This is a genomic window from Acinetobacter sp. 70_2 (genome assembly GCF_056736115.1).
This window is the reverse complement of sequence record NZ_JBWZIP010000004.1, coordinates 1-20,626: the sequence shown is the minus strand read 5'-3', so window position 1 is coordinate 20,626 and position 20,626 is coordinate 1. Positions and strand designations below refer to the sequence as shown.

Below are 20,626 nucleotides of genomic sequence, written 5' to 3'. Positions count from 1 at the left end.
GTGAATATTGCTCAAATTATAACTCGGAAAAAGATTGCATCATTGTTAGAAATCTTTATTATTAGGTAGGTCGGTCTACTTAAATAAAGCTATGAATGATAAAACAGCAAGACAGAAAATTCTCGATGCCGCTTCAACTTTGTTTTATAACGACGGCATTACTGCAACTGGCATTAACTCAGTTACGACTAAAGCAGATGTAGCCAAGATGTCGCTTTATAATAATTTTGCTTCAAAAGGTGAATTGGTCGATGCCTATATTGCTGCACGGCATCAAGAGTGGCTAGACCTTTACCAAAACCGTTTAGCAACAACAAAAACAGCTAAAGAAGCTATTTTAGCGGTATTTGATGCCTATCAAGACCATGCGGAATTTGCCTATGAGAAGGGCTTTCGAGGATGTGGGCTTTTAAATGCTGCCGCAGAGTTTCCCGCAAATAGTTCAGGGCGAAGTTCGGTAAGACAACATAAAGAAGAAGTTGAGGCTATTGTTGCCGAGCATTTAAAAAAATTAATACCAGACTCGCAGCGCGTTAACTATGTGGCTACGCAGCTTTCATTTCTTTTAGAAGGCTCTATGGCAAGAGCAGGCTTAGAAGGCAACAGTCGTCAACTTCTATTAGCAAAGCAAATGGCAGAAGATATTTTAGATCGAGAATGCCCACATGATTAGCCTCATTAAAAATAGTAGTTATGGCGGCACAATTGCGATTTTAGTTGCCTCTGTTTTGTGGGGAACAACAGGTACTGCGGCCGCATTTGCACCGACACTTGGCCCACTTGCTATTGGTGCCGCAGCGATGGGTGGAGGGGGGCTTTTACAAGCTTTAGTTGCATCCCGAGCGATACGTGAAAACCGACAATTTATAAGGGAGAATCTTTTAATACTGCTTTTGGGTGTAGCGGCGGTTGGTATTTACCCTTTGGCTTTTTATTCCTCAATGCATTATGCCGGCATTACGATTGGTACTGTGGTTTCAATTGGTTCTGCTCCACTGATCGCAGCAATTTTAGAGCGATTCTTTGATCGCAAAGCTTTGTCTGCCATCTGGTTTCTAAGTTTTATTTGCGGTGTACTTGGCGTAACGATGTTGTCGATGGGTGAAAGTCATGCAGTTCAAGATAGTACAAATCAATGGAATAAATACTTCGGTATTTTTCTTGGGCTTGTCGCAGCTACAACTTATTCGCTTTATTCATGGGCTGCAAAAAGATTAATAGATCGCGGTGTTGCCTCTAAAGCTGCAATGGGCATGATTATGGGCGGTGGGGCAGTTATTTTGCTTCCTACCTTGTTGGTTACAGGTGGAGGGTTATTAGAAAGCTCAACCAATTTACTTGTAGCTGGCTATATGATGCTGATTCCTATGTTTTTGGGTTATTTACTTTTTGGCTTCGGATTAAAAACGGTCAATGCGAGCAAAGCGACCACCTTAACTTTATTTGAACCTTTAGTTGCTGCGATTTTTGCAATTGTGTTGGTAGGTGAGCATGTTTCATGGTTAGGTTGGATCGGCATGTTTTTGATTTTTATTTGTATTTTAATATTATCAAAAACTCGGAACACTTAAAAAAACTAAAACTTTTAATGGCTTGAGTTTGATTCGAATTTTTCTTAGTCTTAAAGCCAAGTTTTATCGTTGATTTAAACAATGAAAATAAAATTAATGCTTGTGGCGGGTTTATGGAGTTTTACCTCGTCGAGTTTTGCTCTGGATTTAGTTGAAACTTATGAGCGCGCGAAACAAAATGATCCGACATGGCAAGCGAATCAACAACAATTTGAAGCAGATCAGCTCAATTTAGGTTTAGCAACGGGTGCTTTACTACCTACAGTTACCTTGTCTGGAAAAATTAATCGTAATAGCCAAACTGTAAAACGTTCAAATTTTCCAGGTGTTGATCAAGAAGGGTTGTCAGATGCTTTGGTGAGTAATACATCGACCACCAAACAAGCAACTTTATCTGCTCGTCAGCCTCTTTTTCGTATGGATGCATGGGAAGGTTATAAGCAAGTTAAAACCTCAGTTGCCTTAAGTGAAATTACCTTAAGACTGCAAAAACAAGATCATGTTTTAAACGTGGCCGAAGCTTATTTTAATGTACTTCGTCAGCAAGCACTTACTGCTGCATATTTACAAGAAGAAAAAGCATTACTCGAACAACTCAATATGATGAATGCCAAGCTTAAAGAAGGTTTGGTAGCGCGTAGCGATGTGAGTGAAGCAAATGCTCAATATCAAAGTGCCAGAGCCAACCGTATTGCGACCAATGTACAGATTCTATTAGCTCAAGAGCAACTGTCGGAATATATTGGTCCTTATCAAGATAAGCTTGCAGTACTGCGAAGTGATTTTACTTTTCAAAAACCTTATCCAGCCCAGCTTGATGATTGGTTAAGTTTAGCCCAACAACAAAATTTAAAGATTCAGCAAGCGCGTTTACAACGACGATATGCTGAAGATCAACGCCGTGTGGAAAAAGCTGCACTTTATCCACAGATAGACGCAGTTGCGAGCTATGGTTATACCAAACAAACCCCAGAAACGCTGATTTCGACTGATGGGAAGTTTGATCAGGTAGGGGTAGAGATGAACTGGAATCTATTTAATGGAGGTCAGACCCGAACCTCTATTAAAAAAGCCAGTGTAGAGTTAAATAAAGCGCAAGCCCAACTCGATGCGGCCATTCGCCGTGCCAATGTTGATGTAAAAAGTGCTTTTATGCAGGTAGATACCGACCGAGCAAAACTTGAAGCAAGAAAGGCGGCAATGGACTCATCAGCACTTGTTTCTCAAGCTTCAAAAGCAAGTTATAACGAAGGCTTAAAAAGTATGGTCGATGTTTTATTGGCGCAGCGTAATGCTTTTTCAGCAAAACAGGATTATCTTAATGCTCAATATGACTATTTATTAAATGTACTGCGTTTAAAAGCTGCTGTAGGCCAGTTAGGTGAAAAAGATCTGGTCGAATTAAACAGTTGGTTAACGTATCAGTAATAAAAATGCTTTTATCTGAAATTTAATTTTGTCATAAAAATTTAATGATTGATGTGTTTTAATGCTCAATCATTTTATCCCTGCGCCATCATGTTGGAGGCTTCCCTTGAGTCCGAGTAATCCGGTGTTAAGCCATCATATTTCTTCTCAATTTAATGAAGATTTGCAAGATGTGAACACAAAGTTTATGACCATGGGTGGCTTGGTCGAACAACAGGTTGCCAATGCAATTCATTCTTTACTTGATACAGATGCAAATTTAGCAATTGATGTTCAATTTAAAGATAATGCGGTCAATCAATATGAGCGTGATATTGATGAAGGTCTGACACTGATTTTGGCGCGTCGTCATCCAGCCGCAATTGACTTGCGTATGGTGATTGCAATGAGCAAAGCCAATACCGACCTTGAACGTATTGGGGATGAAGCTGCAAAAATTGCCCGTATTGCACAAAACCTTTGTGAAGAGGGTGGATCACCTCGTGGTTACATGGAAACCCGTCATATTGGTAACCAAGTACGTGTCATGATTCACGATGCACTTGATGCTTTTGCACGTTTAGATGCAGATCAAGCTTTACGTGTACTTTTAGCAGATGCGGATATTGACCGTGAATATCAGTCAGCAACGCGCACTTTAATGACCTATATGATTGAAGACCCGCGTCATATTGCGCGCGTGATTAACGTGATGTGGGTTTTACGTTCTTTAGAGCGTATTGGTGACCATGCACGTAATATTGCTGAACAAGTAATTTATATGGCGAAAGGTTTTGATGCTCGCCATACCAAAATTGAAGAAATTGAAGCGAAAGTTCACGAAAAATAATACTTGAGCTGAAATATCTAAAGGCCTTGTTTGAAACAAGGCTTTTTTATTTGTTTAAAAATAATAGATAAAAAAATGTCCCGAACTTTGGGGGGAAGTTCAGGACAGAAAATCAAGTGCATTAAGAGAAAACACGACAGGGATCATGTCTCACTTGCTATGAATTGATAATAAGGTTGCAACCAATTCATGTCATGTAGAGTCCTGTGCGCTCTATGTAAGGCTTTATATGTTTGTGTAAGTTTCACGTAAAAAAAGGCAGGTCTATGTATATAAACCTGCCTTTTCAATGATGATGGGCTTAGAAAAAACGAATTATTCCGGCTTCCAACCTTCTGCTTTTTCAACGCTTTCATCATTATTGAAGAACTTCTCACGTTGTTCTTCAAGGAATTTTTTCGCTTCTGGATCAAACACGTTTAAACGCTTTTCATTAATTAGCGTAGTTTGGTGTTGTAGCCATTCTTGCCATGCTTGCTTAGAAACATTTTCAAAAAATTCTTGGCCTTTGGCACCAGGAAACGGAGCAAAGTCTAATCCTTCCATTTCCTTTTGATATTTACGGCAAAATACTTGTCGACTCATTTTGTATCCTTAAGCGTATAACTGTTCTAGACGTGTATGGGCACGAGCAATTGCAGCTTCAACCTGTTTTGGTGAAGTTCCGCCAATATGATCACGTGCATTTACCGAAGCTTCTAGTGTCAATGCTTTATCAAATACGTCTGCTGTGATTAAGTCAGAGAATTGTTGTAATTGCTCAAGTGTTAACTCAGATAAATCTTTTTCTTCAGCAACACCTAATGCAACAGCTTTACCCACAATTTCATGCGCATCACGGAACGCAACGCCTTTTTTCACTAAGTAGTCAGCAAGGTCAGTTGCAGTCGAGAATCCACGAAGTGCAGCTTCACGCATGATTTCAATATTTGGAACTAATGCAGGAATCATATCTGCGAAAGCCATGAGTGAACCACGAACCGTATCGATTGCATCAAATAAAGGTTCTTTGTCTTCTTGGTTGTCTTTGTTGTATGCCAATGGTTGACCTTTCATGAGCGTAAGCAAGCTAATTAAGTCACCAAATACACGGCCTGATTTACCACGGATGAGTTCTGGAACATCTGGGTTTTTCTTCTGCGGCATAATTGACGAGCCAGTACAGAAACGGTCAGGAATATTCACAAATTTGAACTGTGCAGAAGTCCAAAGAATCAGTTCTTCAGACATACGTGATAAATGCATCATGATTAAAGATGCAGCTGCATTAAATTCAATAGCAAAGTCACGGTCAGATACAGCATCGAGAGAGTTTTCAGATACCGCTTCGAAACCAAGTAATTCTGCTGTGTAAGCACGGTCAATCGGGTAGGTAGTACCTGCAAGAGCCGCGGAACCAAGAGGCATACGGTTAACACGCTTACGGCAGTCTTGAAGACGTTCAGTATCGCGAACCAACATTTCAAACCATGCCAATAAGTGATGGCCAAAAGTTACAGGCTGAGCAGTTTGTAGGTGTGTAAAGCCTGGCATAATGGTATTTACATTTTTGGCAGCCAAGCCTAACAAGCCTTTTTGTAAACGCTCTAATAAGCCCAAAATGTCGTCAATTTCGTCGCGTAGATAAAGACGGATATCAGTTGCAACTTGGTCATTACGACTACGACCAGTGTGAAGTTTTTTACCTGTAATGCCAATACGTTGAGTCAAACGTGATTCAATGTTCATGTGAACATCTTCAAGATCGATACGCCATTCAAAGTTTCCAGCTTCAATTTCTGCGCGAATGGTGCTTAAACCTTCAATAATGTCGTCTCGTTCTGCTTCTGTCAGTACGCCAACTTTCGCAAGCATGGTAGCATGCGCAATCGAACCAGCGATGTCTTGCTTATAAAAACGTTGGTCAAACTGAACAGAGGCAGTAAATTCTGCTACAAAAGCGTCTGTCGCTTCAGAAAAACGACCACCCCACATACCAGAGGTTTGGTTTGGGGCTGCTGAATTAGGGGGATTTGAAGATGTGGTCATGGTGGCTCAGTAAAATAAAAAAGAGTATATCACTTGCCGAAGCTCAACAAACAAAGTTGTTTTCTACAGCATATCGAAATCAAAATTCCTCCTATTTTTTTACGAAAATTGACCGTTGGCAACATTTATTAGAATTAATTATCGCAAGTAATGTTTTGGCACTGGTTTTAGCATTGGCTGAAGCGCAATCTTGGCATGCTTTAAGCGGGTCACGCCTTTTACAATATATGATTTTTATTAACTGGGTGATTTTGTCTTTTTTTGCCTTAGTTGAATATTTTCAAAATTTTTTTAGTCAGCTTCAGCAAAAATATGCTTTGGCAATTGGCTTTGTTATGCTGCAAGCGATTGTGGTAGTGACAACCCTAATAAGCAATTTTTTTCAATTTGGAATTTTGAAAAGAACAACAGTTATAGCGCAGGACTGGAGCATTTATTTTACCAATGTCCCGTTATATTTAAGTTATGGAATATTACTCGGTGCATTTTGTCTGCGCTATTTATATGTTCGGGAACAATGGTTACATCAACAATATGCAGAGTTAAATGCCCGTATTCAGGCTATGCAGGCCCGTATTCATCCTCACTTTTTATTTAATAGTTTAAATAATGTGGTGAGTTTAATTACGATAGATCCAGATAAAGCAGAAAGTATGCTGATTAGTCTGTCGCGTTTATTTAGAGCGAGTTTTCAAGAATTAAAATTGGTAAGCTTGCATGAAGAAATTGAGCTCAGTAAACAATATTTAATGATTGAACAAATACGTTTAGGTGAGCGTTTACAAGTCGAGTGGAAAGTGGAGCTTGATCCTTTGCAATTAAAGCAGGTCACGATTCCTTTATTGACATTACAACCTTTGTTAGAGAATAGTATTTTTCATGGGGTGGAACCAATGATGGGTAAAGCGACCATTGGGGTATTGGTTGAAATATTGCAAAATCAGGTCAGTATAGTCATTACCAACCCTTATACAGACGATACAATAAAATCACGGAAAGGGCATGGAATCGCTCTTGAAAATGTTAAGCAGCGCTTGAAAGCGTATTATGGGAATTCAGTTAGGTTCCAGGTGTATAAGGGTGAAACTTTATATACCACTATTATGAGCTATCAATACCAATCAAAATAATAAGTCAGTCAGAGTTAACCATAAAAAAATGGACCAAGTTAACGGTGACAAGGAGGATGAATGAAGGTGCTAATTTGTGATGACGAGCCACTTGCAGTGGAACGATTGTCACGTTTAGTTTCAAAGATGGGACATGAGGTTGTCGCAACAGCTCATCATGGCCAAGATGCCTTGGAACAGGCACGGCTTCATCAACCGGATGTGATTTTACTTGATATCCAAATGCCGGGTATGAATGGTCTCGTCTGCGCGGAGCAGCTAAGTCAGCTTAAACCTCGACCTGCTATTGTATTTTGCACAGCCTATGATCAGCATGCTTTGGAGGCATTTAAGTCACAAGCACAAGCTTATCTTCTTAAACCAATTGATCCAGTAGAACTTGAGCAAGTTTTTAAGCAGTTAACCCAACTTACTCAAGCACAGCTCAATGCCTTGCCAAACCCTGAACTTTTACAGGATTTAAAAACACAAAGGCATCAAATTGCTGCTAAAACCTACCGTGGGGTTGAGCTGATTCCTGTTGAAAATATCTATTACTTTTTGGCAGATCAGAAATATGTCACGATACGTCATAAAAATGGCAGTGTATTAATTGATGAAACACTGAAAGAACTTGAAACTGAATTTGCAGATCAATTTATCCGTATTCATCGAAATGCCTTGGTCTCAATTGCTTATTTGGATGGTTTAGAGCTTGTCAGCTCAGGCCAATATCAGGTTCGATTGCGAGGTCTTGATGAAAGACTTTCCGTTAGCCGTCGCCATTTATCTACGCTTAGAGAGCGGATACATCAGCTTTAACTTGCAGCTGTCTTATTTCTGCTGGTGAGATTTTACTTGCAATTTTAAGGGATCAAGTTAAGTTTAGGGTGTATTGTTTGACCAGCCCATGCTTGAATTTATGAAAACCTTGAAAATTGCTACACGACAAAGCCCACTTGCTCTTTGGCAGGCAGAACATATTCGTGCCCGTTTGCAGGAGCTTCACCCAGATTTAACGGTAGAGTTGGTCAAGTTTGTCACGCAGGGCGATAAAATTTTAGATACACCTTTAGCAAAAATTGGTGGTAAGGGCTTGTTCGTTAAAGAGTTGGAAGCCGCTCTTTTAGATGGTCGTGCGGATCTCGCTGTACATTCAATGAAAGATGTGCCAATGGCACTACCAGAAGGTTTAACTCTGGCAGTTATTTGCGAACGTGAAGACCCATTAGATGCTTTTGTTTCAAATACTTTTGAAAAATTTGCTGACTTACCGCAAGGGGCGAGAGTTGGCACATCAAGCTTACGTCGTAAATCACAAATTTTAAAACAACGTCCAGATCTACAAATTATTGATTTGCGCGGCAATGTTGGAACTCGCCTATCTAAGCTAGATGATGGTCAATACGATGCGATTATTTTGGCGAGCGCTGGTTTGAAGCGTTTAGGGTTAGAACAACGTATTCGTCATTGTATCGAGCCAAATGTAAGCTTACCTGCTGTTGGACAGGGGGCTCTTGGTTTGGAATGCCGTGCAGATGACCAAGAAGTACTAGCTTTAATACAGCCTCTTTTACATCCAGAGACTGATGTGTGTGTACGTGCTGAGCGTGCATTTAATGCCTATCTTGAAGGTGGTTGTCAGGTACCAATTGCAGGTTATGCAACCTTACAAGATGGCAAAATTCATATTGAAGGCCGTGTAGGTAGTCCTGATGGGCAAACATTATTACGTGCTGAAATGACAGATGAAGCTCATAATGCTCAGCAGTTAGGTGAGAACCTTGCTCGAAACTTACTTGAACAAGGTGCGGGCGATTTATTAAAGGCTCTTTACTAACGCCATGTTGTTTATTAATACCCGACCTGACTCACGTGCAGCTGAATTAACGGAAGCTTTGCAAAATAAGGGGTATCAGGTCGAGTCTTTACCTCTTTTAGAACTGGTTGCTCAACCTTTTTCAGAATCACTCTTTCAACTCTATCAGCAGTTGACAGATGCACAAGCGATTGTAGTTGTGAGCCCCACTGCTGTTGAAGTAGGTATGCAGTACTTAACGCAAAGTGGTTTAAAGTTAGATAACTTAAAACATATTCAATGGATTGCGGTCGGACAAGCTACGGCGAATCGTCTCCATGAATATGGAATTGACGTACATGTTCCAGATGTGGAAACTTCCGAAGGCATGCTCACTTTACCTATTCTCTATAATATGCCGCAAACGGGTAGCGTGGCTTTTTGGAGGGGAGAAGGCGGACGCCAATTTATGATGGATAATTTGCAGCAGCAAGGGATTCAGATTTTAAATTTTGTTTTATATCATCGGCAGTGCCCAGAAGTTTCATATTCAACATTCAAACATCTGGCACAGAATTCAAATTATAATTTAGAAAAATGGCTTGTCTTAATTACCAGTGAGGCAAGCTGGAAATATTGGTTAGAGCTTTGTTTAAAAAATAATGTACAACCTGATTGTGTATATTTGGTTTTAGGACCACGTCTTTTTCAACTTGTTAAAAAATATCGCGATCAGCAACAGGCTCATTTTCACATTATTCAACTTGAAAATTTATCGCCTTCGGGGATGATTCATCACATTCAGGCATTATAAGGATTTGTATGAGAAAACTTGTTTCTATCATCATTTTGCTGAGCATCGCTTGGTTGGCTAAGCTCAGTTACGATATGTGGCAAATTTCTCGTACTGTTCCAGAGCTTCAGCAAAGTTTACTGCAATCGGAACAACAATATGCCAATTTGAATGATCAATTGGTGGCTTTAAAAAGGCAAATACAGTCCCAGCCGAGTACTGGTGTTCAAACAGCACCTTCAACAAATAATGAGATTATTCATTCTGGTATTACGCCAACGGTAGTCATTAAGCAAAAATTAGATTTAATTCAGTTTGCGATCGATCAACAGCAGTTTATTTATGCGGTGGATCATTTAACTCAGCTACAACAATCCTTGCCTCAATATGAAATTGCTCCAACATTGCAACACAGCTTAAATCAGGCAATTGAACAGGATAAACAGGCAATACAACAATACGTAATTGCTCAAAATCAGCGTCATCAATTGATTGATGATTTACTACAAACTATTGATAAAAATATTCAGCAAGCATTGGCTCGGCCTAAACTTGAGATGGATCAATCCGAGTCGGTATCTTGGTGGAAGAAATGGTTCCGCATTGAAAAAGTAGAAACGCCGTCTATTAATTTAATGAATCGAAGTGTGGTGCTGAAAGAAGTGCAATTAAGATTATTAATTGCTGAGCAGGCATTAAATCAAGGAAAAATGGCAGAGTATCAAAATGAGCTGCAATCAGTAATGCAGAAATTAAATGAAATGCCAGATGCGACCAGTCAGCAGTTGAAAAATCGTATTGCTAAAGTGTCTCACTTATCTATCGTGCCTGTGCCTAAACTATCGACTCTTGGCCTACTTGGCCCATAAGGAGGACATATGAAACATCTCCTGTGGGTTTATCTTGTCATTAGCTTGGTACTTTTTGCGGCCTTAGCTTTATTGAGCTATGGCTACGGTATGGGTTATGTCTATATCTACTGGCGCCAATTGCAATTGCAAACAAATGTGTGGGGATTAGTCCTTACTTTTGTCGTGATGAGTTTTATTGCTCAGTTAATATGGCTGTGGATTAAACGTTATTCTTCTCGTGAACAAAGAAAAAGAGAAAATATTTTTCAGTTTAAAAATCTTCATCCTTATGAGCAATTAGGTATTGTCTGGCTATTAGAAGCTGCCGAAGATCAACGCGTCTTTATCGAACGAGTTTTTACCCAGTCAGGACTTTTAAAAAATATTATTGATGCCAAATTCTTGGTTTTAAGTGGAGATTATCAAAAAGCATTAGATGCTTTGGATCAATCTCCACCTATGGCTTTTGAATTGGCAGAATTACAGCGTATTGAAATATTTTTAGCTCAAAATGAAGCTGAGCGCGCGTTAACTCATCTTGAGTTTTTATATCAGCATCAATTATCGCCGTGGCTTGAAGAGATCGAGACAGCATATCAACAGCGATTAACTGCGTTATGGGGACAGCTTGCTTTACAGCAACCATGGTTATATTTGCGTTCGATGAAATATGGATTATTAGACGCTGAGCATCGTGATTTATGGTTACAGCAACTTCTTCAACAGTTCGATCAAGCTTCAGTTGATGACTTACATGCACTGCAACAGCGCTATCTAGATTTAGAGTCTGAAATTCAAACTCGACCTTATAGCAGTAAATTACTATGGCTAAAACTCTTGGCGCGTATGCCGGAAATGAGTATTCAGCATGAAACATTAACTTTGCATCTTCTCAAAGAGCAATTTGATCCAGAAGTGTTTTATTTGTGGTTTCAGCAGCAATTGCTTAAGCAGGTTCCTGACTATGCGGATGTTGAGGAAAAGATTAATCAATTTGAATCTCAATATATGAGTTTGCCGGTTTTAACATTTGCAAAATGGCATGTTTACATGGCAACTGAGCGTCAAGCTGAAGCAGAAATATTATTAAGTTTATACCCAGATAATATTTTAATGAGCTATTTACGTATTAAATCAACCTTAAAAGAAGATGATGAGTTAATCAAACAGTTAAACCTAATCTTTGAAAATGATGCGAATTTTTTAAAATTTAAAATTTGAGGTAAAAATGAAAGAACTGTCTGTCTACCCTGTAATATACGACCAGAAAGTAGCATGGGGAGATATGGATGCTTTTGGTCATGTCAATAATGTACAGTATTATAGATATATTGAAAGCTCACGTATTTTATATATGGAAAATGTAAATATATTGACCCCAAATATATATACTGTTGTTGCTTCAAGTCAGTGCAAATATTTAAAACCCGTGTTTTATCCAGATGTATTAAAAGTAGGGGTTCGCGTAGAGGAGATGCGCAATAGTGCATTCCGTATGGCTTATATATTATGGAGTGAGGCACAGCAGCAAATCGTTGCTACAGGTGAAGCTGTAATGGTCTGTATAGATAAAATGACAGGATTAAAATGTGAAATACCAAATGAAGTAAAAAGTAAAATTATTGAATTAGAAAAATCAGTAGGACATGACTTAATACATTTAGCTTAAATAAATATTAAGAAAATATATTTCAATTATAATTATTAATGTAATTAAAAAGTAAATTTATAGCATTATTCTGACGAACTTGTCTTTCAAACTATTGCTTATTGAATAGATTATAAATACTATTGGTTATGATTTAATGTTTTTAAATTTTGTCTGTATTATTTGAATTGTCTGTAAGACTGGAGTATTTATTAATGAAACCGGATATTAGTGAATTATCTGTTGAAGAGTTAAAACGCTTACAAGAAGAAGCAGAAGCTTTAATTGCAAGCAAAAAAGATCAAGCAATCGAAGATGCTTATAATCAAATTATCGAGATTGCAGAAAATGTAGGTTTTAGTGTTGAACAACTTCTTGAGTTTGGTGCTCAAAAACGTAAGAAAACAACACGTAAATCTGTAGAGCCACGCTACCGTAACAAAAACAACTCTGAAGAGACTTGGACTGGTCGCGGTAAACAACCACGTTGGTTAGTTGCTGAAATTGAAAAAGGTGCAAAACTTGAAGATTTCTTAATCTAATTGTATTGCCTCTTAAAAAGCCAAGCGATTTAGCTTGGCTTTTTTATTTTAAAAAGAAATAAAACTTTTATTTTAAAAAGGAAGTATTCAATAAAGTGTTTAAATTCCTAAATAAATACATTGTTGAGACTAAATTTGCATTTAGTAAGATCAATCGTCAATTTTCATGATTTTGTCATACGTACAACTTATAGTCTTTAAGAAGACGCCAAGCCTGATTGCTTGGTTTTTTTATATGAAGTGAATTGGCGATGTTGAAAAAGTATGCATAATGTCAGACTAGAGAGGAACTCTCATATAAGGACGATAATTTGCATGTTGGTAAGGCTGAATGAAGAAAAAGTCTAAGCAATGGAAGTGGTGGTTTTTTGCCCTCATTGCATTTTTAATTTTTATTATTTTACAGATTCCGGCGACTTGGCTTATCTCTAAATTTTCAAAGAATAATCAAACTGTCCATAATGTAAGTGGCAATATCTGGCAGGGGCAAGCTGACTGGCATCGTGGTGCTTTACGAGGAACCATCCATTGGAAAACCAGACCGCTAGATTTACTTTTATTACGCTTTGCTGCAGATGTTGATATTCATAGTGGTAATACGCAATTAGCAGGAATCATGGCATATGGTTTTGGCAAAAAAGTAATTGTACGAAATATGAATGGTCAAGTTGCTCCAGAAACACTGAAGCAGATTGTGAACTGGCAATGGCCTGTAAACAGCATTCAACTTAAAGATATCCAATTTAATTATAAAAAAGAGCAGGGCTTTGCAGCGGTTGATGGGCAATTGCATTGGGGTGGCGGAGCACTAGTTTATAATATTGGTGATCGTCAAGATCGTATGAACATGCCTTCTTTAAGTGGGCAGTTGGCTGACCAAAATGGACAGCTACAAGTTGACATCCGTGATCAGCGAAATCAAAAAATGGCGAATCTTTTACTTGATGCCAATATGATGCTTGATGTTCAACTCACACAGCGTTTATTGCTTAATGTTCCATCTTATGACGGAAAAGCTGGTTTAGATACTTTTGTCATTAGTTCTCGCCAACCATTATTACAAGGTGGTAACTAATGAAAGCATGGCTTGATAAATTACAGCAATTACAATGGCAAAAATTAGATCGACTCAGTGTAGTCGTCTTAGCCATTTTAATTTTATGGTTGTGTTGGAAATTGGCTTCATTTTTTTGGTTGGTGATTGCTCCTCCACAAATGATGCAGTTTGATCGGGTAGAACTCGGTTCCCAGCAGCCACAAATACCAAACATTAGTACTTTTTCACTTTTTAATGAACCTTCTGCCAATGCGGCTCAGGAAAATGTGAATCTAGAATTACAAGGCGTGATGGTGGGTTATCCAAACCGCTTTTCTTCAGCTGTTATTAAAATTGATAATACTGCTGAGCGTTATCGAGTTGGTGAAACTATTGGTTCTACTTCTTACCAACTGGCAGAAGTTTATTGGGATCATGTGGTATTACGTCAAGGAAATGGCAGTACTCGCGAACTTGAGTTTAAAGGTTTGCCAAATGGTTTATATCAACCTATGACGCCAGATGCTTCACAACAACAACCTGCTGCTACACCGTCTCAACCTACGGCACCTGTAAATACGACTCAACAGGCTCTAGGGCAAGCGATTCAGCAGATGCAAGGTAACCGAGAGCAGTACCTCAAAGATATGGGGGTCAGTGGCAACTCAAGTGAAGGTTATGAAGTTACAGAACGTACACCGTCTGCGCTTAGAAATAAGTTAGGTTTAAGGCCTGGCGATCGAATTGTCTCTTTAAATGGTCAAACGGTTGGGCAAGGGCAAACGGATGTGCAATTACTTGAACAAGCTCGTAGAGCAGGACAAGTGAAAATAGAAATAAAACGTGGTGATCAAGTGATGACCATACAACAAAATTTTTAGTGATAACACGTCACCATAAGAGTTAGGAAATATCGCGAGTTATGGCTTTATTGAATCATCAACGTCCACTTTGGGCATTACTTGCAGCAGCCCCATTGATTGCGACAGTGAGTAGCAGTGCCTATGCCCAAACATGGAAGATCAATTTACGTGATGCTGACTTAACTGCCTTTATTAATGAAGTTGCAGACATTACAGGAAAGAACTTTGCTGTAGATCCAAGAGTGCGTGGTAATGTCACAGTCATTTCGAATAAACCATTAAATAAAGATGAGGTTTATGACCTATTTCTTGGGGTTTTAAATGTAAATGGGGTAGTTGCGATTCCTTCTGGTAATACGATTAAGCTTGTGCCAGATAGCAATGTTAAAAACTCAGGAATTCCTTACGATTCTCGAAATAAGGTTCGCGGTGATCAAATCGTTACACGAGTGATTTGGCTTGAAAATACCAATCCAAATGACTTAATTCCAGCACTGCGCCCTTTAATGCCTCAATTTGCGCATATGGCTGCGATTGCAGGGACTAATGCACTAATTGTTTCGGACCGCGCGGCAAATATCTATCAGCTTGAAAATATTATCCGTAACTTAGACGGAACTGGGCAGAACGATATTGAAGCCATCAACCTTCAGTCGAGCCAAGCAGAAGAAATTATCACTCAACTTGAAGCGATGAGTGCAACAGGAGCATCGAAAGATTTCAGCGGTGCTCGTATTCGTATTATTGCTGATAATCGAACCAACCGTATTTTAGTCAAAGGCGATCCAGGAACACGTAAGCGCATTCGCCACATGATTGAAATGCTGGATGTACCTTCTGCTGACCGTTTAGGTGGATTAAAAGTTTTCCGTTTGAAATACGCAAGTGCTAAAAGCCTGTCAGAAATTTTGCAAGGTTTAGTCACTGGTCAGGCAGTATCTTCATCCAGTAACAATAAGAATTCATCTAACTCATCGAATTCGATGAATAATTTGATTGGGAATAACCAGAACTCTGGTTCAAACACATCAGGTTCCAATGGCAGTTCAATATCTACTCCATCAATTAACCTAAATGGTAATTCAAACAATAATAATCAGAACAATATCTCTAGCTTTAGCCAAAATGGTGTAAGCATCATTGCAGATAGTGCTCAAAACTCATTGGTTGTTAAGGCTGATCCACAATTAATGCGTGAAATTGAATCAGCGATTCAACAACTAGACGTTCGTCGTCAACAAGTGCTTATTGAGGCCGCAATTATTGAAGTATCTGGAGATGATGCAGATCAACTTGGAATTCAATGGGCACTCGGTGATTTATCTAGTGGGATTGGTTTACTTAGCTTTAGTAATGTAGGGGCGAGTTTATCTTCTATCGCTGCTGGTTATTTATCGGGTGGTTCGGCTGGAGCTGCATCTGCTATCGCTAATGGAGCTAATAAAGGTAATGGTGCAACTTTAGGATTGGGTAATTTTGATAACTCTCGTAAGGCCTATGGTGCATTAATTCAGGCTCTCAAAGCCAATACAAAATCAAACTTACTTTCTACACCATCTATCGTGACGATGGATAATGAAGAGGCTTATATTGTTGTAGGTCAGAACGTTCCATTTGTCACTGGGTCGGTCACTACCAATAGTACAGGTATCAATCCCTATACAACTGTTGAACGCAAAGATGTTGGTGTGACATTAAAAGTTGTTCCACATATCGGTGAAGGCGGTACGGTTCGTCTGGAGGTAGAGCAAGAAGTCTCTGCTGTTCAAGATAGTCGTGGACAAGCAGCTGACTTGGTGACGAGTAAGCGTGCTATTAAAACGGCTGTTTTAGCTGAACATGGACAAACTGTAGTGCTTGGTGGTTTGGTATCAGATGACACATCACTTTCAAGACAAGGCATACCTGGATTAAGCAGTATCCCTTATGTTGGACGATTGTTCCGATCAGATAACAGAAGTAATGTAAAACGTAATCTTCTCGTCTTTATTCACCCGACGATTGTTGGTGACGCAAATGATGTACGTCGTTTGACTCAGCAGCGCTATAACCAGCTGTATAGCCTGCAATTAGCTATGGATAAGAACGGTAATTTTGCAAAACTACCTGAGCAGGTTGATGATGTTTACAATCAAAAAATGACACCTCCAGGTATTATTTCTCAGCCAAAAAATTATCAACAAGTTCCTTCAGGCGGAAAAACGACGACAGTAATAACACCTGTAGCAGTAGAGCCAACAGTTCAAAAGCAGACATTGCAATTGCCTGATCCAGAAGTGAATCGAACTAAAAATACAGTAACAACTACGACACTGCGTCCAAGCACAGCGCCGTAGTAGCATGTTATGATTGATAAAAAATGAATAGGACATAGGCATGACTTGGAAACTACAAGCAATTACTGGTGAATTTACTGGTCAAGAAATTAGTGTTGATCGTGATATGTTGGTGGGACGCCACCAAGATGCCGATTTGCTATTACAAGCCGCTGAAATTTCACGTCGCCATGCAGCATTGCTTTTAAAAGACCAATTGCTATGGGTACAAGACCTTAATTCATCAAATGGCACGTTTGTAAATGATATTCGTATTGAGCAAGAAAAGCAGCTTCATGATGGCGATATTGTTCAGTTTGCGAGTTTTAAATTCTCAGTTTTAGCACCTACTCAAGAAAATCTCGATTTACCTGAAATCGAAGCAGAACCAGTGCAAACTGCTGCACCAACACAAGACTTAAGTGATCAAGGAATGCCAAGCCTTGCAGAGCGTGCTGCAGAAACAGAAGTTCGCCGCGATGGTATGCCGCAGAATGTTTCTATACCAAAGCCTGCACCTATTCCAGAGGGTGTGGATGTCAATGTAAAACAACCATCACCTGTTACTTTTGATGAGCCTGTTTCTCGTGTTGCTGAAGAAAAAGAGCAGCAGAAGAATGCTTCGATTGGTTTAATCACTATTATTATTTTAGTGATTTTGGCTGTATTAGCATGGTTATTCTTTAAATAATTCGTTGGTGCTTTTACAATCAAGGCATGCTAAACGCATGCCTTTTTAATTTTGAGTAGAAGAAAATGTCTGTTGCACAACTAAGTAAGCGCGATTTAATTTTATTTGATCTGGATGGAACCTTGGTGGATTCCGCTGCCGATTTATATCGGTCTATGAATTTAAGTCTGCAAACACTCGGTTGGCCATTAGTAACAGAAGCACAAATACGTGAATGGGTAGGTAAGGGTGCTTCAAAACTTTGTGAAAGTGTCTTGCTTCATTTGTTTGGGAAACTAGATGCTGAACAACATAAAGTTTTATTGCAAAAGTTTCTAGACATATATGGTGCAGAGCTTTGTGTGAATACTCAAATTTACCCAGGCGTACCTGAATTTTTAAAACATTGTCAAACTTTGAATATTAAAATGGCATGTGTGACCAATAAGCCTGTCAAACTTGCTCAAGGGTTACTAGATGCATTAGAGCTTTCTCCTTATTTCCAAGTTGTACTTGGAGGAGATAGCTTACCTGAAAGAAAACCACACCCACTGCCATTATTGCATTGCATGGAAAGCCTAAAGACATCTGCTTCACAATCGTTAATGATTGGTGACTCAAGTAATGATATTGAAGCTGCACGCCGTGCCGGAATTGATTGTATTGTGGTTAGCTATGGCTATAATCATGGAGAAAATATCTATGATTGCCAACCTCAGCAAGTTGTTGATAGTCTTGCTGAGTTAATTGTCTAATGAAGAAAATGGAGATAAGAATGAATAAGCGTATGGTTTTTCGATGGCGTGTCTAAACCGAATCTAGAAAAACACACTTTTAAATCGAAACCATATTAGAGAAGATTCATGACAACATTAGCGCAATTCGAGCAACTTAAGGCTGCTGGCTACAACACTATTCCAGTTTATCGCCAACGCTTGGCAGATACAGAAACCCCATTATCAGTTTTTGCCCGCTTTAAAGACCAAACACAAGCTTACTTATTTGAGTCGGTTGAGGGTGGAGAGAACTGGGCGCGCTACTCTATGATTGGATTGGGTGAATCGACAGTTTTTTCCTGCAATGCTGGTGTCTTATCTATACAGCATGCTGATGGGTCAATTACACAACAAGATTGTCTAGATCCGTTCCAATACATTCGTGAATTCCAAAAACAATTTAAAGTACCTCCAGCCGAGCTCTTACCGGATTTGCCAACCTTTACTGGCGGATTAGTAGGTTATTTGGGTTATGACGCAGTCCGTTATATCGAGCCACGTTTAAAGAATGTTCCTACAGCCGATCCAATTACGCTTCCAGATTTGTGGTTGATGCTTTCAAAAACAGTTATCGTTTTTGACAATCTTAAAGATACGTTATTTTTAATTGTTCATGCGGATGCAGAGCAGAGTAATGCCTATGCTGATGCACAGCAAAAATTAGATCAATTAGAACAACTGTTGGCTACACCAGTCAGTTTACAAGCGAAGCCACATACACCTCCTCATTTTGAATCTATTACTGGTAAAGCAAAATTCTTAGAGACAGTAGAAAAAGTTAAAGAATACATCCGTGCTGGTGATGTGATGCAAGTTGTTCCAGGGCAGCGCATGGTTTCTGATTTTGATGGTGAAGCTTTACAGGTTTACCGTGCATTACGTCATTTAAATCCTTCGCCTTATCTATTTTTAGTTCAAGGGCAAACGATTACTGATAAGAAACCATTTCATATTGTTGGTTCTTCACCAGAAATTTTATCTCGTTTAGAAAATGGCATTGCTACAGTTCGGCCTTTAGCGGGAACCAGACCACGCGGTAAAACTAAAGAAGAAGATATTGCTCTGGAAAAAGATTTGCTTTCTGACGAAAAAGAGATTGCTGAACATTTAATGTTGATTGATCTTGGTCGAAATGATGTGGGACGCGTATCAAAAATAGGTAAGGTCCAAGTAACGGATCAAATGGTGATTGAGCGCTATTCACATGTCATGCATATTGTTTCAAATGTACAAGGCGAAGTGCGTGATGATATCGACGCGCTTGACGTGTTTAAAGCGACATTCCCAGCAGGAACGTTATCGGGCGCCCCAAAAATTCGTGCAATGGAAATTATTGATGAAGTAGAGCCTGTGAAACGAGGTGTCTTTGGTGGAGCAGTGGGATATTTAGGTTGGCATGGTGAAATGGATATGTCGATTGCAATCCGTACTTGCGTTATCCGTGATAAAAAAGTGTATGTGCAAGCTGGAGCAGGGCTCGTTGCTGACTCAAATCCAGAATCTGAGTGGAATGAAACCCAAATAAAAGCTCGCGCAGTGATCAAAGCGGTTGAATTATCATCAAACGGATTGATTTTATGAGTTTTTAGCGGTTTTTTTTAAAAAACCGCTTGCATCGTTTGGAAGTTTTGCTAAACTGCACACCGTTCCGATACGAAACGTACGAAACACTAAGAAACGCCGGCATAGCTCAGTTGGTAGAGCAACTGACTTGTAATCAGTAGGTCCACAGTTCGAATCCGTGTGCCGGCACCATTTTAAAGTGTTAAGTTGAATGAGTAAAGAACAGCACTGTAGATAAGTGCGATATTGGTGAGATTCCCGAGCGGCCAAAGGGGGCAGACTGTAACTCTGTTGCGAAAGCTTCGAAGGTTCGAATCCTTCTCTCACCACCATCCTAAACTTCGAATGAAGTGGTTATTACCAACGTTGCGGGAGTAGCTCAGTTGGTAGAGCGGCAGCCTTCCAAGCTGCATGTCGCGAGTTCGATCCTCGTCTCCCGCTCCATCGAAGGATAGTCGCTCTTATAGCTCAGTGGTAGAGCACTCCCTTGGTAAGGGAGAGGTCTCGAGTTCAAATCTCGATAAGAGCTCCAGATATTAAAGTTTGAGTGGATTTTCACAAAGTTTTCAAAAAGCAGGCTATATAGTCTGCTTTTCAAGTATTGGGTGTCTGTTTTTTAGGCGATATGTCGATAAGCTGAGTTAGCTCAGTGCCATTTGTAGTTGGTTCGACGTAAACGAGGAAGATCATCATGGCTAAAGCCAAGTTTGAACGTAATAAACCACACGTAAACGTGGGTACAATCGGTCACGTTGACCATGGTAAAACAACTTTAACTGCTGCGATTGCAACTATTTGTGCAAAAA

General features: G+C 39.4%; 21 protein-coding genes and 4 tRNA genes. 23 read left to right on the top strand and 2 right to left on the bottom strand.

Annotated features, from left to right (window positions below):
• Positions 1 to 91 precede the first annotated feature (91 nt).
• The 4 genes from AC1PJ9_RS02755 (at position 92) to phoU (ending at position 3,828) form a co-directional block, all read left to right on the top strand.
• Complete coding sequence (locus AC1PJ9_RS02755; RefSeq protein ID WP_311086976.1) at positions 92 to 673, top strand: TetR/AcrR family transcriptional regulator; 582 nt, start codon at positions 92 to 94, stop codon at positions 671 to 673.
• Positions 666 to 1,571, top strand: a complete 906-nt coding sequence (locus AC1PJ9_RS02750) for a DMT family transporter (RefSeq protein ID WP_151818666.1) — start codon at positions 666 to 668, stop codon at positions 1,569 to 1,571. Before AC1PJ9_RS02755 ends, AC1PJ9_RS02750 begins: the two co-directional genes overlap by 8 nt.
• Positions 1,572 to 1,652: 81 nt before the next feature.
• Complete coding sequence (gene abuO / locus AC1PJ9_RS02745) at positions 1,653 to 2,999, top strand: multidrug efflux outer membrane protein AbuO (RefSeq protein ID WP_479761701.1); 1,347 nt, start codon at positions 1,653 to 1,655, stop codon at positions 2,997 to 2,999.
• 106 nt (positions 3,000 to 3,105) lie between these two features.
• On the top strand, positions 3,106 to 3,828 hold the full coding sequence (gene phoU, locus AC1PJ9_RS02740) for a phosphate signaling complex protein PhoU (RefSeq protein WP_000075183.1): 723 nt from the start codon (positions 3,106 to 3,108) through the stop codon (positions 3,826 to 3,828).
• 315 nt (positions 3,829 to 4,143) lie between these two features.
• Here the strand turns inward: phoU and AC1PJ9_RS02735 are convergent, their stop codons facing one another.
• A complete protein-coding gene (locus tag AC1PJ9_RS02735; protein ID WP_002053140.1) occupies positions 4,144 to 4,413 on the bottom strand; it encodes an oxidative damage protection protein in 270 nt (89 codons plus the stop codon).
• A gap of 9 nt (positions 4,414 to 4,422) precedes the next feature.
• Entirely contained in the window at positions 4,423 to 5,856 is a 1,434-nt protein-coding gene (gene argH, locus AC1PJ9_RS02730; protein ID WP_087605894.1) for an argininosuccinate lyase, read from the bottom strand.
• On the opposite strand from argH, the gene AC1PJ9_RS02725 reads away from it, so the two are divergent.
• The 19 genes from AC1PJ9_RS02725 to AC1PJ9_RS02635 form a co-directional block, all read left to right on the top strand.
• Positions 5,847 to 6,986 (top strand): sensor histidine kinase, encoded by a 1,140-nt coding sequence (locus AC1PJ9_RS02725; RefSeq protein ID WP_263612755.1) that lies wholly within the window; start codon positions 5,847 to 5,849, stop codon positions 6,984 to 6,986. The genes argH and AC1PJ9_RS02725 overlap by 10 nt on opposite strands.
• A gap of 60 nt (positions 6,987 to 7,046) precedes the next feature.
• Complete coding sequence (locus AC1PJ9_RS02720; protein WP_311086975.1) at positions 7,047 to 7,787, top strand: LytR/AlgR family response regulator transcription factor; 741 nt, start codon at positions 7,047 to 7,049, stop codon at positions 7,785 to 7,787.
• A gap of 100 nt (positions 7,788 to 7,887) precedes the next feature.
• Positions 7,888 to 8,805 (top strand): hydroxymethylbilane synthase, encoded by a 918-nt coding sequence (gene hemC / locus AC1PJ9_RS02715; RefSeq protein ID WP_263614937.1) that lies wholly within the window; start codon positions 7,888 to 7,890, stop codon positions 8,803 to 8,805.
• A gap of 4 nt (positions 8,806 to 8,809) precedes the next feature.
• The gene (locus AC1PJ9_RS02710) at positions 8,810 to 9,577 is read left to right on the top strand and encodes a uroporphyrinogen-III synthase (protein WP_311086974.1); all 768 of its coding nucleotides are present in this window, start codon (positions 8,810 to 8,812) and stop codon (positions 9,575 to 9,577) included.
• Between the two features lie 8 nt (positions 9,578 to 9,585).
• Positions 9,586 to 10,425, top strand: coding sequence for a hypothetical protein (locus tag AC1PJ9_RS02705; RefSeq protein ID WP_311086973.1), 840 nt, complete (start codon positions 9,586 to 9,588; stop codon positions 10,423 to 10,425).
• 9 nt (positions 10,426 to 10,434) lie between these two features.
• The gene (locus AC1PJ9_RS02700) at positions 10,435 to 11,628 is read left to right on the top strand and encodes a heme biosynthesis protein HemY (RefSeq protein ID WP_263612759.1); all 1,194 of its coding nucleotides are present in this window, start codon (positions 10,435 to 10,437) and stop codon (positions 11,626 to 11,628) included.
• Positions 11,629 to 11,635: 7 nt separating this feature from the next.
• Positions 11,636 to 12,076 (top strand): acyl-CoA thioesterase, encoded by a 441-nt coding sequence (locus AC1PJ9_RS02695; RefSeq protein WP_263612760.1) that lies wholly within the window; start codon positions 11,636 to 11,638, stop codon positions 12,074 to 12,076.
• 194 nt (positions 12,077 to 12,270) lie between these two features.
• Positions 12,271 to 12,597 (top strand): H-NS histone family protein, encoded by a 327-nt coding sequence (locus AC1PJ9_RS02690; protein WP_002053185.1) that lies wholly within the window; start codon positions 12,271 to 12,273, stop codon positions 12,595 to 12,597.
• Between the two features lie 331 nt (positions 12,598 to 12,928).
• Positions 12,929 to 13,672, top strand: coding sequence for a type II secretion system protein N (gene gspN / locus AC1PJ9_RS02685; RefSeq protein ID WP_212260002.1), 744 nt, complete (start codon positions 12,929 to 12,931; stop codon positions 13,670 to 13,672).
• Positions 13,672 to 14,514 carry a type II secretion system protein N gene (locus tag AC1PJ9_RS02680; protein WP_311086972.1) on the top strand — a complete coding sequence of 281 codons (843 nt, stop codon included), beginning with the start codon at positions 13,672 to 13,674 and terminating at the stop codon, positions 14,512 to 14,514. Before gspN ends, AC1PJ9_RS02680 begins: the two co-directional genes overlap by 1 nt.
• 41 nt (positions 14,515 to 14,555) lie before the next feature.
• Positions 14,556 to 16,832: a type II secretion system secretin GspD gene (gene gspD, locus AC1PJ9_RS02675; protein WP_311086971.1), complete on the top strand. Its 2,277-nt coding sequence runs from the start codon at positions 14,556 to 14,558 to the stop codon at positions 16,830 to 16,832.
• A 40-nt stretch (positions 16,833 to 16,872) separates the two neighbouring features.
• Positions 16,873 to 17,502 (top strand): FHA domain-containing protein, encoded by a 630-nt coding sequence (locus AC1PJ9_RS02670; RefSeq protein WP_311086970.1) that lies wholly within the window; start codon positions 16,873 to 16,875, stop codon positions 17,500 to 17,502.
• Between the two features lie 65 nt (positions 17,503 to 17,567).
• On the top strand, positions 17,568 to 18,236 hold the full coding sequence (locus AC1PJ9_RS02665) for a phosphoglycolate phosphatase (RefSeq protein WP_263612765.1): 669 nt from the start codon (positions 17,568 to 17,570) through the stop codon (positions 18,234 to 18,236).
• Between the two features lie 108 nt (positions 18,237 to 18,344).
• On the top strand, positions 18,345 to 19,838 hold the full coding sequence (gene trpE / locus AC1PJ9_RS02660; protein ID WP_031952251.1) for an anthranilate synthase component I: 1,494 nt from the start codon (positions 18,345 to 18,347) through the stop codon (positions 19,836 to 19,838).
• 98 nt (positions 19,839 to 19,936) lie between these two features.
• Positions 19,937 to 20,012 (top strand) — tRNA-Thr (locus AC1PJ9_RS02655).
• 56 nt (positions 20,013 to 20,068) lie between these two features.
• Positions 20,069 to 20,152: transfer RNA gene (locus tag AC1PJ9_RS02650), tRNA-Tyr, on the top strand.
• 36 nt (positions 20,153 to 20,188) lie between these two features.
• Positions 20,189 to 20,264, top strand: a tRNA-Gly gene (locus tag AC1PJ9_RS02645).
• Positions 20,265 to 20,277: 13 nt separating this feature from the next.
• Positions 20,278 to 20,352 (top strand) — tRNA-Thr (locus tag AC1PJ9_RS02640).
• Positions 20,353 to 20,511: 159 nt separating this feature from the next.
• A partial coding sequence (locus AC1PJ9_RS02635) for a GTP-binding protein (protein WP_041172161.1) occupies positions 20,512 to 20,626 on the top strand: 115 nt, incomplete at its 3' end.